Source organism: Streptomyces ziwulingensis, assembly GCF_039542605.1.
Lineage (GTDB): Bacteria > Actinomycetota > Actinomycetes > Streptomycetales > Streptomycetaceae > Streptomyces > Streptomyces ziwulingensis.
The window spans coordinates 48,396-60,339 of record NZ_BAABIG010000027.1; the positions used below are offsets into that span (position 1 = coordinate 48,396).

10 protein-coding genes, 3 tRNA genes and 1 pseudogene are annotated in these 11,944 nt (G+C 71.4%); 8 read left to right on the top strand and 6 right to left on the bottom strand.

The window, feature by feature from the left end; translation table 11 throughout:
* Positions 1–108: 108 nt before the first annotated feature.
* Genes purL through purS form a run of 3 tightly spaced genes read right to left on the bottom strand, consistent with a single transcriptional unit; the run spans position 109 to position 3,337 of the window.
* Positions 109–2,367 carry a phosphoribosylformylglycinamidine synthase subunit PurL gene (gene purL, locus ABEB00_RS16860; protein ID WP_345620523.1) on the bottom strand — a complete coding sequence of 753 codons (2,259 nt, stop codon included), beginning with the start codon at positions 2,365–2,367 and terminating at the stop codon, positions 109–111.
* Positions 2,364–3,068: a phosphoribosylformylglycinamidine synthase subunit PurQ gene (gene purQ, locus ABEB00_RS16865; protein ID WP_345620524.1), complete on the bottom strand. Its 705-nt coding sequence runs from the start codon at positions 3,066–3,068 to the stop codon at positions 2,364–2,366. Before purQ ends, purL begins: the two co-directional genes overlap by 4 nt.
* A complete protein-coding gene (gene purS / locus ABEB00_RS16870) occupies positions 3,065–3,337 on the bottom strand; it encodes a phosphoribosylformylglycinamidine synthase subunit PurS (RefSeq protein WP_345620525.1) in 273 nt (90 codons plus the stop codon). Before purS ends, purQ begins: the two co-directional genes overlap by 4 nt.
* Positions 3,338–3,686: 349 nt before the next feature.
* Here purS and ABEB00_RS16875 point away from each other — a divergent pair, with 349 nt between their 5' ends.
* The 8 genes from ABEB00_RS16875 (at position 3,687) to ABEB00_RS16910 (ending at position 8,670) form a co-directional block, all read left to right on the top strand.
* Positions 3,687–4,004, top strand: a complete 318-nt coding sequence (locus ABEB00_RS16875) for a histone-like nucleoid-structuring protein Lsr2 (RefSeq protein ID WP_345620526.1) — start codon at positions 3,687–3,689, stop codon at positions 4,002–4,004.
* A gap of 283 nt (positions 4,005–4,287) precedes the next feature.
* Positions 4,288–4,359, top strand: a tRNA-Gly gene (locus ABEB00_RS16880).
* A 109-nt stretch (positions 4,360–4,468) separates the two neighbouring features.
* Positions 4,469–4,541, top strand: a tRNA-Gly gene (locus ABEB00_RS16885).
* A 218-nt stretch (positions 4,542–4,759) separates the two neighbouring features.
* Entirely contained in the window at positions 4,760–5,812 is a 1,053-nt protein-coding gene (locus ABEB00_RS16890) for an ABC transporter ATP-binding protein (RefSeq protein WP_345620527.1), read from the top strand.
* Positions 5,809–6,624: an ABC transporter permease gene (locus ABEB00_RS16895; RefSeq protein WP_345620528.1), complete on the top strand. Its 816-nt coding sequence runs from the start codon at positions 5,809–5,811 to the stop codon at positions 6,622–6,624. Before ABEB00_RS16890 ends, ABEB00_RS16895 begins: the two co-directional genes overlap by 4 nt.
* Before the next feature lie 17 nt (positions 6,625–6,641).
* A complete protein-coding gene (locus ABEB00_RS16900) occupies positions 6,642–7,871 on the top strand; it encodes a sensor histidine kinase (RefSeq protein WP_345620529.1) in 1,230 nt (409 codons plus the stop codon).
* 98 nt (positions 7,872–7,969) lie between these two features.
* Positions 7,970–8,572: a response regulator gene (locus tag ABEB00_RS16905; protein WP_345620535.1), complete on the top strand. Its 603-nt coding sequence runs from the start codon at positions 7,970–7,972 to the stop codon at positions 8,570–8,572.
* A 22-nt stretch (positions 8,573–8,594) separates the two neighbouring features.
* Positions 8,595–8,670 (top strand) — tRNA-Gly (locus tag ABEB00_RS16910).
* 77 nt (positions 8,671–8,747) lie between these two features.
* On the opposite strand, the gene ABEB00_RS16915 is transcribed toward ABEB00_RS16910, so the two are convergent.
* The 3 genes and pseudogenes from ABEB00_RS16915 to ABEB00_RS16925 all read right to left on the bottom strand — a co-directional run.
* A complete protein-coding gene (locus ABEB00_RS16915; RefSeq protein ID WP_345620530.1) occupies positions 8,748–9,698 on the bottom strand; it encodes a phosphoribosylaminoimidazolesuccinocarboxamide synthase in 951 nt (316 codons plus the stop codon).
* A 68-nt stretch (positions 9,699–9,766) separates the two neighbouring features.
* Positions 9,767–11,290, bottom strand: a complete 1,524-nt coding sequence (locus tag ABEB00_RS16920) for a N,N-dimethylformamidase beta subunit family domain-containing protein (protein ID WP_345620531.1) — start codon at positions 11,288–11,290, stop codon at positions 9,767–9,769.
* 168 nt (positions 11,291–11,458) lie between these two features.
* A pseudogene (locus ABEB00_RS16925) lies at positions 11,459–11,944 on the bottom strand (hypothetical protein); the annotation flags it as partial.

Below are 11,944 nucleotides of genomic sequence, written 5' to 3' on the forward strand. Positions count from 1 at the left end.
GGTGCCCGTCAGGAGGTTTCGGGAAACTCGGGCGGCACGGACGGAAACGGGCCGCCGCTCCGGGCGCCCTGCGGGAACCTGGAGCGACGGCCCGGACGGCCGGGGCGCTTACGCCAGAATGGCCGGGATCGTGCCCTCGTGGGCCTCGCGGAGTTCGGTCAGGGGGAGGGTGAACTCGCCCTGGACCTCGACCGCGTCGCCGTCCACCACGCCGATGCGGGTGGCCGGCAGGCCGCGGGCGCCGCACATGTCGGTGAAGCGCAGTTCCTCCGAGCGCGGGACGGCGACGACCGCGCGGCCCGCCGACTCCGAGAAGAGGAAGGTGAAGGCGTCGAGGCCGTCGGGGACGACCAGCCGCGCGCCCCTCTCGCCGAGCAGCGCCGACTCCACGACCGCCTGGACCAGGCCGCCGTCGGAGAGGTCGTGCGCGGAGTCGATCATGCCGTCGCGGGAGGCGGAGATCAGGATCTCGGCCAGCAGCCGCTCGCGCTCCAGGTCGACCTTCGGGGGCAGGCCGCCGAGGTGGTCGTGGATCACCTGGGACCAGGCCGAGCCGCCGAACTCCTCGGCGGTGTCGCCGAGGAGGTAGAGCAGGTGGCCCTCCTCCTGGAAGGCGACCGGGGTGCGGCGGGCCACGTCGTCGATGACGCCGAGGACCGCGACGACCGGGGTCGGGTGGATGGCGGCCTCGCCGGTCTGGTTGTAGAGCGAGACGTTGCCACCGGTCACCGGGGTGCCGAGTTGCTGGCAGCCGTCGGCCAGACCGCGGATGGCCTCCGCGAACTGCCACATGACGGCCGGGTCCTCGGGCGAGCCGAAGTTCAGGCAGTCGGAGACGGCCAGCGGCTTGGCGCCGGTGGTGGCGACGTTGCGGTACGCCTCGGCGAGGGCGAGCTGGGCGCCGTGGTACGGGTCCAGCTTGGCGTACCGGCCGTTGCCGTCGGTGGCGATGGCGACGCCGAGGCCGGTCTCCTCGTCGATGCGGATCATGCCGGAGTCCTCGGGCTGGGCGAGGACGGTGTTGCCCTGCACGAAGTGGTCGTACTGCTGGGTGATCCACTTCTTGGACGCCTGGTTCGGGGACGAGACCAGCTTCAGGACCTGGTCCTTCAGCTCCTCGCCCGAGCCCGGCCGGGCCAGCTTGTTCGCGTCGTCGGCCTGGAGGGCGTCCTGCCAGTCGGGGCGGGCGTAGGGGCGCTCGTAGACCGGGCCGTCGTGGGCGACCGTGCGCGGGTCGACGTCGACGATCTTGCCGCCGTGCCAGAAGATCTCCAGGCGGTCGCCGTCGGTGACCTCACCGATGACGGTGGCGATGACGTCCCACTTCTCGCAGATCTCCAGGAAGCGGTCGACCTTGCCGGGCTCGACCACCGCGCACATGCGCTCCTGCGACTCGCTCATGAGGATCTCCTCGGGCGAGAGCGTCGAGTCGCGCAGCGGGACGTCGTCCAGGGTGACGGTCATGCCGCCGGAGCCGTTGGAGGCCAGCTCGGAGGTGGCGCAGGAGAGGCCGGCCGCGCCGAGGTCCTGGATGCCGACGACCAGCTTCTCCTGGAACGCCTCCAGGGTGCACTCGATGAGGAGCTTCTCCTGGAAGGGGTCGCCGACCTGGACGGCGGGGCGCTTGGAGGGCTTGGCGTCGTCGAAGGTCTCGGAGGCCAGGATGGAGGCGCCGCCGATGCCGTCGCCGCCGGTGCGGGCCCCGTAGAGGATGACCTTGTTGCCGGCGCCGGACGCCTTGGCGAGGTGGATGTCCTCGTGCCGCATCACGCCGATGGCACCGGCGTTGACCAGCGGGTTGCCCTGGTAGCAGGCGTCGAAGACGACCTCGCCGCCGATGTTGGGCAGGCCCAGGCAGTTGCCGTAGCCGCCGATGCCGGCGACGACGCCGGGCAGCACCCGCTTGGTGTCGGGGTGGTCGGCGGCGCCGAAGCGCAGCGGGTCCACGACGGCGACCGGGCGGGCGCCCATCGCGATGATGTCGCGGACGATGCCGCCGACGCCGGTCGCGGCGCCCTGGTAGGGCTCCACGTACGACGGGTGGTTGTGCGACTCGACCTTGAAGGTGACCGCGTAGCCCTGGCCGACGTCGACCACGCCCGCGTTCTCGCCGATGCCGACGAGCAGGGCGTCCGACTGGGGGGCCTTCTCGCCGAACTGGCGCAGGTGCACCTTGGAGGACTTGTACGAGCAGTGCTCGGACCACATCACCGAGTACATGGCCAGCTCGGCCCCGGTGGGACGGCGGCCGAGGATCTCCACGACCCGCTCGTACTCGTCCTTCTTCAGGCCCAGTTCGGCCCAGGGCAGCTCGACGTCGGGGGTCGCGGCCGCGTGCTCGACCGTGTCCAGAGGCGTCCGGCTCATACGTTGACCAGCTTCTTGAGGATCGAGGTGAAGAACGGGAGACCGTCGGTACGGCCGGTGCCGATCAGCGGCTCGACGGCGTGCTCGGGGTGCGGCATCAGGCCGACGACGTTGCCCGCCGCGTTGGTGATGCCGGCGATGTCGTGGAGCGAGCCGTTCGGGTTGCCGTACCCGTCGGCGGCGTCGCCGTCGGCCGCGTAACGGAACGCGACCCGGCCCTCGGCCTCCAGCTCGTCCAGCGTGCGCCGGTCGGCGACGTACCGGCCGTCCATGTTCTTCAGCGGGATGCTGATCTCCTGGCCGGCGGTGTAGTCGCTGGTCCAGAGGGTGGAGTCGTTCTCCACCCGCAGCTTCTGGTCGCGGCAGATGAAGTGCAGGTGGTCGTTGCCGAGCATCCCGCCGGGCAGCAGATGGGCCTCGGTGAGGATCTGGAACCCGTTGCAGATACCGAGGACCGGCAGACCGGCCTTCGCCTGCTCGATGAGGGTGTCCATCACCGGCGAGAAGCGGGCGATGGCACCGGCGCGCAGATAGTCGCCGTAACTGAATCCCCCGCACAGCACCACGGCGTCGACCTGCTGGAGGTCCTTGTCCTTGTGCCAGAGCGCCACCGGCTCGGCGCCCGCGACCCGGATCGCCCGCCGCGTGTCCCGGTCGTCGAGACTCCCGGGGAAAGTGACGACGCCAATACGAGCGGTCACTTCACGGCTCCCGTGACTTCCGCCGCTTCCTCGACGCGGACCGTGAAGTCCTCGATCACGGTGTTGGCGAGGAAGGATTCCGCAAGATCGTGGATGCGGGCCAGGGCGGCCTCGTCGACCGGCCCGTCAACTTCCAGTTCGAAACGCTTTCCCTGGCGGACGTCGGAGATCCCTTCGAAACCCAGACGCGGCAGTGCGCGCTGCACCGCCTGGCCCTGGGGGTCGAGGATCTCCGGCTTGAGCATGACGTCGACTACGACGCGTGCCACTGGCACTCCCGGTGTGTGGTGCTGAGCAGGTTCCTTCAGCGTACCTGGTCTAAGCCGCCAAAATTTCTACGCGCGTAGAGTTGTAGGAAAGTACGTGACCCCCATCACGATTCGGCATCGGAGGCACCTCCGCGCGAAAAACTTCGGGAAAGATCCCGAGTCGCCCCCGGACGCCTATTGCGCGACGGACACGCGGAGAGATTTAGTCGAACTTCCCATTTCAATGCCGGGCACTGTACAAATGAAATGTCATTAGCCGATACTTTGCCCAATAACAGCCGAACAGTCGGCAACTCCCAGACGTCTTGGCACGTCATCGCGGAGCTGCCGCACGAAGGGACCGATATTCGTGGCGCAGCGTGTCGTGGTCACTCTCTTTGACGACATCGACGGCTCGGAAGCGGCGGAGACGATCGCCTTCGGACTCGACGGCAGGACGTACGAGATCGACCTGAACGAAACGAATGCGAGGAAACTCCGCGAGGCGCTGGAGCCGTTCGTGGAGGCCGGCCGCAAGCGGTCCAGGTCCGGCAAGGCGTACCGGCAGACGGAGGTCGCCCCGGACCCGTCGGCGGTCCGGGCCTGGGCCCAGGCCAACCGGATGGACGTCCCCGCGCGGGGCCGCATCCCCAAGCGGGTCTACGAGGCGTTCGCCGCGGCGCGGTGAGCGGCGGTGGGGGCGGCGGGGTGCGGCCAGGTGGGTGAGTGGCGGGGTGGGTGAGCGGCGGGGTGGGTGAGCTGGGGCTGGCGATCGGGGGCCGGTGATCGGCCCGGGTCGGCGGGGTGCGGGCCGGCGGGGTGCGGACGGGCGGGGTGCGGGCCGACCGGGTCCGGACCGACGGCCGCTCAGGCGCCCCTCGCGGCAACCGACTTGCGCAGCACCCGGGGCGATCAGCTAAAGTTTGGAACACGCCGAGGGGCCGGGACGGAAAAGCCCAGCTCACGGACGTGCGGGTGTAGTTTAGTAGTAAAACATCCCCCTTCCAGGGGGAAGCCGCAGTGTGCGATTCCTGTCACCCGCTCTGTATCACCGTACCGACCACGGATGTGGATCAGGTAGGGTGATGCTCGCATCGACCGACGGCCGTGTTTCTCGGGATCTTTCTCGTGAGCGTGGCAGTCGCCGACAATGCGGACGTAGCTCAGTTGGTAGAGCGCAACCTTGCCAAGGTTGAGGTCGCGAGTTCGAACCTCGTCGTCCGCTCGGGAAGAAGACCCCGGTCCTCAGGGACCGGGGTCTTTTCGTATGCCGTGTCCGTGTCCTTGCCGGGAGCCCGGCGCCCGTGGCTTCGGCCTATGGCCCTTGGGCCCTGTTCTCGGTCCACTCTCCGGCCCAAAGCCTCTTCTCCCTCTGACATTTGTCATGCCGAGTGATGACAGCGCGCACTGCCGCCGGGAGCCGGGTGCCGGAAAGCTGACGGCATGGACACGAGGGAACACGAACACGTGATTGAGGTCACCGACCTGCGGCGGGTGTACGGGGGCGGGTTCGAGGCGGTGCGCGGAGTCGATTTCCACGTCCGGCGCGGGGAGGTCTTCGCACTGCTCGGCACCAACGGCGCCGGGAAGACCTCCACCGTCGAACTGCTGGAGGGCCTCGCCGCACCCGCCGGCGGACGGGTCCGGGTGCTCGGCCACGACCCGTACACCGAACGGGCCGTCGTCCGCCCCCGCACCGGCGTCATGCTCCAGGAGGGCGGCTTCCCCTCCGAACTGACCGTCGCGGAGACCACGCGGATGTGGGCCGGGTGTGTGAGCGGCGCCCGCCCGGAGGCGGAGGTGCTGGAACTGGTCGGCCTCGGCGCCAAGTCCCGTACCCGGGTCAAGCAGCTCTCCGGCGGACAGCGCCGCCGGCTCGACCTGGCGCTCGCGCTGCTCGGCTCACCCGAGGTGCTCTTCCTCGACGAACCCACCACCGGACTCGACGCCGAAGGCCGCCGGGACACCTGGGAGCTGGTGGGCGCCCTGCGCGACGAGGGGACCACGGTCCTGCTCACCACGCATTACCTGGAAGAGGCCGAGAACCTCGCCGACCGGCTCGCCATCATGCACGAGGGCCGCATCGCCACCACGGGGACACCGGCCGAGGTGACCGCCACCCAGCCGTCCCGGATCTCCTTCGAACTTCCCGAGGGCTACTTCGTCGGCGACCTGCCGCCCCTCGCTGAACTCGGCGTCAGCGGCCACGACACCGAGGGCCGGACCGTCCGGCTGCGCACCCGGGAGCTGCAGCGCGCCGCCACCGCACTCCTGACCTGGGCCGCGCGGACCGGGGTGGAACTGCGCCGCCTCGACGTGCGGTCGGCCTCCCTGGAGGAGGCGTTCCTGCGGATCGCCAAGGAGGCGTCCGCGACGGCGGGCGAGAACACGCCGGCCCGCCCGCGCGAGCGGACCGGGGCCGGGACCGGAGCCAAGACGGCAACCGGGACCAAGGCGACAACCGGGACCGAGATCCAGAAGGAGTGCGCGGAATGAGCGCCACCGAACCGACGCGGTACACGCCGCGCGCCGGCAGCGGGCCGGCCGCCACCGCGATCCGCCGGATGACGGCGCTCGCCCGCGCCGAACTGATCCTGCTCGGACGGAGCCGGGGCGCCCTCTTCGCCGCGGTCTTCGTCCCGCTGGTACTGCCGCTCAGCGTGCGCACCACGGCCGGCGAGCTGGACCTCGCCGAGGCCGGGCTGACCGTGGGGACCGTCGTGCTGCCCGCCGCGATCGGCTTCTCCCTGCTCTTCGCCGTCTACTCCGCGCTGGTCGGCGTCTTCGTCGTCCGGCGCGAGGAACTCGTCCTCAAGCGGCTGCGCACCGGCGAGCTGCGGGACGCCGAGATCCTCGGCGGGTCCGCGATGCCGGCCGTCGTCACCGGGCTCGTACAGTGCCTGCTGCTGACGGTGGGCTGTTCGGTCCTGCTGGACCTGTCCGCGCCGGCCGCGCCCCACCTCGCCGTCCTCGGCCTGCTGCTGGGGTTCGTCCTGTGCGCCTCGCTCGCCGCGGTCACCGCCGGTTTCACCCGGACCGGGGAGAGCGCGCAGGTCACACCGATGCCGTTGATGCTCGTCTCGATAGCCGGCTCGGGCATGTTCGTCCCGCTGGAACTGCTCCCCGACAAGGTGGCCGCCGGGTGCGAGCTGCTGCCGCTGACCCCCGTCATCACCCTGGTGCGCGGCGGCTGGACCGGCGACCTGACGGCCGCCGAGGCGCTCACCGCCACGGCCGTGGCGGTGGCCTGGAGCGTACTCGCGGTGTTTGCTGTACGGCGGTGGTTCCGCTGGGAACCGCGGCGGTGAACCCAGGGAGGCGGGAGATGCGCGAGCCGGGGGCGTGGTGGCGCGGCAAGAGCACACCCGCGAAGGTCGAGACGTACACGCGGTGGTCGCTGTACTCCTTCTCGCTGATCGAGGCGGGCTGGCTCGGTCCGCTCTCCTTCGGTGAGCTGCCGCTCCCGCTCGCCACGGGACTGCTGGTCGCGCTCTGCGCGCACGCCGTCCTCGGCGCGGTCTGCGCCTCCCGGTCGCTGGACTGGACCCGCGGCCACCGGGCCCGTCCCGTGCGCCTCCTCGTGGTCTACGGGGTGATCAGCCTCCTGCTGGCCGTCGGCGCGCTCGGGCTGCTGACGCGGGTGCCGGACGACGAGAGCGGGGACCGTACCGCCGTGGTCTTCTTCATCGGCGTGCTGATGGTCTCGGCCGGGTACCTCACGCTCGGGCTGCGCTCCCGGCGGCGGGTGATCGCCTCGGTCTTCGGGGTGTCCTTCGGCGCCGGGGTCGTGGCCCTGCCCGCCGGGATGCCGGCGCTGCCCGCGCTGGTCACCGCGGTCACCGTGCTCTTCGCCACCGGCGTCTTCGCCCTCACCGCCTCCTTCTCCGTCTGGATGCTGGACGCCGTCCACGCGCTGGACGAGGCCCATGAGACCCGGGCCCGGCTCGCCGTCGCCGAGGAACGGCTGCGGTTCGGGCGGGACCTGCACGACGTGATGGGCCGGAACCTGGCCGTGATCGCGCTCAAGAGCGAGCTGGCCGTACAACTGGCCCGGCGGGACCGGCCCGAGGCGGTGGATCAGATGATCGAGGTGCAGCGCATCGCGCACGAGACCCAGCGCGAGGTGCGCGAGGTGGTGCGCGGCTACCGGGAGGCCGACCTGGAGGCCGAACTCATCGGCGCGCGGGGTGTGCTGGCCGCGGCCGGCATCGACTGCGAGGTGACCGGCGAGACGGCCGGGCTGCCCGGCCGGGTGCGGTCGGCGCTCGGCTGGGTGGTCCGGGAGGCCACCACCAATGTGCTGCGGCACGGGAACGCGGAGAGGTGTGTCGTGCGGGTACGGACGTCCGAGGGGCGCGTGGTGCTGACGGTGGAGAACGACGGGGCCGACGGTACGGCCGTGACCGCCCGGAGCGGCTCGGGCCTCGCGGGGCTGCGGGAACGGCTCTCCGCGGTGGGCGGGACGCTGGAGGCGGGACGCGTCGACGACGGCCTGTTCCGGCTGGTCGCGGACGTGCCGCTGGCCGCCGGAGCGGTACTGGAGGTGGCGTCGTGACCGGCGCAGGTGGCGTCGTGACCGGCGGAGGCGGTGCCGGGGCCGGCGTGGGAGGCGGTGATGGGGCCGGCGTGGGAGGCGGTGATGGGGCCGGGGCCGTGCGGGTGCTGCTCGCCGATGACGAGCACCTGATCCGTGGGGCGCTCGCCGCCCTGCTCTCCCTGGAGGACGATCTCGTGGTCGTCGCCGAGGCCGCCACCGGCCCGGAGGCGCTGGCCATGGCGCGGGCGCACGCGCCCGACGTCGCCGTACTGGATCTCCAGATGCCCGGCGCGGACGGTGTGAAGGTCGCCACATCCCTGCGGGCGGAGCTGCCCGGCTGCCGGGTGCTGATCGTGACCGGACACGGGCGGCCCGGACATCTGAAGCGGGCGCTCGCGGCGGGGGTGCGCGGCTTCGTGCCGAAGACCGTCAGCGCGCGCCAGCTCGCCGAGATCATCCGCACGGTGCACGCCGGAAACCGTTACGTGGACCCCGATTTGGCCGCCGACGCGATCTCCGCCGGCGACTCCCCGCTGACCGCGCGGGAAGCCGAGGTGCTGGAACACGCGGCCGACGGAGCACCCGTGACGGAGATCGCCGAACGGGCCGCGCTCGCCGAGGGAACCGTACGGAACTACCTGTCGTCGGCCGTGACCAAGCTGGGTGCGGAGAACCGTCACGCGGCGGTACGTCTCGCCCGGGACCGGGGTTGGGTATAGTGGTTCTCGCGCCACGGCGCATGCGAACGTAGCTCAGTTGGTAGAGCGCAACCTTGCCAAGGTTGAGGTCGCGAGTTCGAACCTCGTCGTTCGCTCCACCTGAATCCAGCGGGATTCACAGAAGGAAGCCCCCGGCTCCGGCCGGGGGCTTCCTTCTGTCTTCCCGCGGGTGGGCTCAGGACCAGGGGAGGCCCGTCAGGCGCTCGTACGCCTCGATGTACTTGGCGCGGGTGGCGTCCACCACCTGCTGCGGCAGCGCGGGCGGCGACTGCTCGCCGCCGCGGTCCCAGCCGGACTCGGCCGAGGTCAGCCAGTCCCGGACGAACTGCTTGTCGTACGAGGGCTGCGCGCGGCCCGGCTCCCACTGGTCGGCCGGCCAGAACCGGGACGAGTCGGGGGTGAGGACCTCGTCGGCCAGGACGAGAGTTCCCGACCCCTGGCTCTGCCCCTGGCCCTCGCTCTCGTCCGTGCCCGCGCCCGCGCTTTCGAAGCCGAACTCGAACTTCGTGTCCGCCAGGATGACGCCGCGGTCGCGGGCGATGTCCCGGGCGCGGGCGTAGACGGCGAGGGTGGCCTGCCGGAGCTGGGCCGCGGTGTCCGCGCCGAGCTGGCGGGCGACCTCCTCGTAGGAGACGTTCTCGTCGTGCTCGCCGACCTCGGCCTTGGTGGCCGGGGTGAAGATCGGGGCGGGCAGTTCCGAACCGTCGACGAGACCCTCGGGGAGGGCGAGACCGCAGACGGTACGGGTCTCCCGGTACTCGGCCAGGCCCGAGCCGGTGAGGTAGCCGCGGGCCACGCACTCCACCGGGACCATCCGCAGCGACTTGCAGACCAGGGTCCGGCCCTGCCAGTCGGCGGGGGCGCCCGCGGGCAGCTCGGTGCTCAGGACATGGCTCGGCACCAGGTCGGCGAGCTGGTCGAACCACCACAGGGAGAGCTGGGTGAGGACCCGTCCCTTGTCGGGGATCTCGGTCGGCAGCACCCAGTCGTAGGCGGAGATGCGGTCGCTGGCGACCATCACGAGGTCGCCCGCCTCGTTCCGGTACAGGTCGCGCACCTTGCCGGTGTGCAGGTGCACCAGACCCGGAACCTGGAGCGGTTCGGGCTTTTCTACGAATCCGGACACGGTTCCTCCCGTGGTTCTGTCCAATGGGGTCGATTCTCCCGTATGTCGGAGCCCCTTCGGACAGGGGGTCAGTCACGTTTGCAGATGCGGTCCAGGAGGTTGGCGGTGGCACGCTGGACGCGCTCGTCGATGTGGTCGGGCCGGTCCAGCGCCGGCGTCCAGGCGAACGTCCCGGATGCGAAGACCCAGGAGCCGGAGGGCGCCCGGTACAGGGAGGTCTCCTGGTGCCGGACGACACCCTCGACATCGGTGTACGGGGAGTGCGCGAGCAGCACCCGCTCCTCGTGGCCGGGGAGGGCGGTGCGCGGGAAGTAGCGGTCGGCCTCGCCCGCGACCAGGTCCTCGATCTCGTCGCCCTCGTGGGCACCGGTGGCCTCCCAGAGCCAGTGACCGGCGTTGCGGACGATCATCGGGTGCGGCTCGGGAACGCGGCCGGCGTACTGGATGCCGATCAGTTCCTGCTCGGCGCGCTCGATCTCCCGCCACAGCACGGGTTTGCCCGGGCCCCTGCGCTTGCGGCAGGTGAGCAGGCGGTCGGGGGCGCCGGACGGCGAAGGCGCCAGCTCCACCTGCCAGTACAGGGTGTTCGCGGAGAGGAAGACCAGGGAGGTGCCGTGGTCGCGGGCGCGTTCCGTGGTCCGCCGCATGGCCGCGGACCAGTACTCGTCGTGGCCGGGGAAGACCAGACCCCGGTAGCGGGTCGGGTCCACGCGGCCGGCGTGCAGGTCGCGGGCGTCGGCGTAGGCGAGGTCGTAGCCGTAGCGCTCGGCGAAGCGGATGAAGTCGTAGGCGTGGCCGACGTGCATCGGCAGGCCCGCTCCCGCGTACGGCCGGTCGAAGCAGACGGTCGTGGCGGCCTCGGACTCGCCCAGCAGCCGGCCCTTCTCGTCCCAGGCGTGGTAGAGACTGGCGCCGGTGCGGCCGTCCTCCGGATACAGGTTGTACGCCTGCCAGGTGATGTCCGGCAGCAGCAGGAGCAGGTCGGCGGGGTGGTCGTCGCGGACCGTGAACGGGACGTGGGAGCGGCAGCCGTCGGCCGTGGTGAGGACGGCGACGTACGCGCCGATGTTCCAGAACGACGGGATCTGCAACCGCCAGGAGAGCCACCAGTGGTGGCAGGAGACCGTGCGGTCGGCGGTGAGCGGGGCGGGCTGGACGAGGCCGGAGAGCCGGGGGCTGGTGGTGATCTTGGCGGCGCCGTCACCGCCGTAGTGGCCGATGCGGTAGACGTCGACGCTGAATTCCTGGGGCGGGTCGACGGTGACGTGGAAGTCGATGGCCTCGCCGGGGGCGACCGCGCCGGTGGAGGCGAAACCTTTGATCTGGAGGCTGACGTCGTCGGCGGCGCGCGGGAAACCGCCGGTGGAGTGCCCGGTCCGGGGCCGGAGCCGGGTGTGCTGGGCGCGGGTGCCGCCGCGCCGTTCCGGGGTGGGGTCGGGCTCGGGTTCGGCGTACCAGGGGACGACCTGGCCGCTGTCGCCGAAGTAGGTCTCACCGCCGCGCAGCCAGGGGACCGGCCCCTGACCGAAGGGGTCGGTCACGGCGTGCGCGAGTGCTCCGGACTCCCAGCGGCGGATCTGCTCGGACCCCATGAATCGCTCCCCTCCCCTGAACCCCCGTGGCCGTGCCCATGACGTACGCGATTGCCATGTGCGCGAACGGTCCCAGCACATCACATATAACGCGCATGCCGTCACCGGTCGTTGCGAACCGGGTCAAAGTGGAGTATGAGCTTCCGGTGAGCGGTGCCGGGGTGCGGGTCAGACCAGGCGTACGGGCTTCTCGGACCGTATGCCGAGGTCCGAGAGCCAGGCGCGCAGCGGGATCGGGTCGCCGGTCTCCACGAGGGTGAGGATGCGGGGGGCCAGGTCGGACGTGCGTACGCCGCCGACGAGAAGGGACGGGCCGTCGAGCCAGTCGAGGCCGGGGGCCGCGCCGGCGGTGTCCATCGCGGCGCAGCAGACCATCGCCGTGAGGTGGTCGGTGAGGATCTCGCGGCCGGTGCGCGGGGGCCGCAGCGGGAAGAGGGGCAGCTCGCGGTCGTCCCACAGGGCCGTGTCGGGGCCGGTCGGAGCGGCCGGGACGGTCCCCGGACCCGGTGCTCCGGAGGTGCCCGCCGCCTCCTCGCGGGCCAACTCCGCGGTGAGCCCGGCGGCGAGCGCGGCGCCGCGGGCGGTGGTGCCGGCCAGGTCGTCGTCGTCCTCGTCAGGGGGGATGGGGACGTCAGGGACGAGGGGGGCGACGGG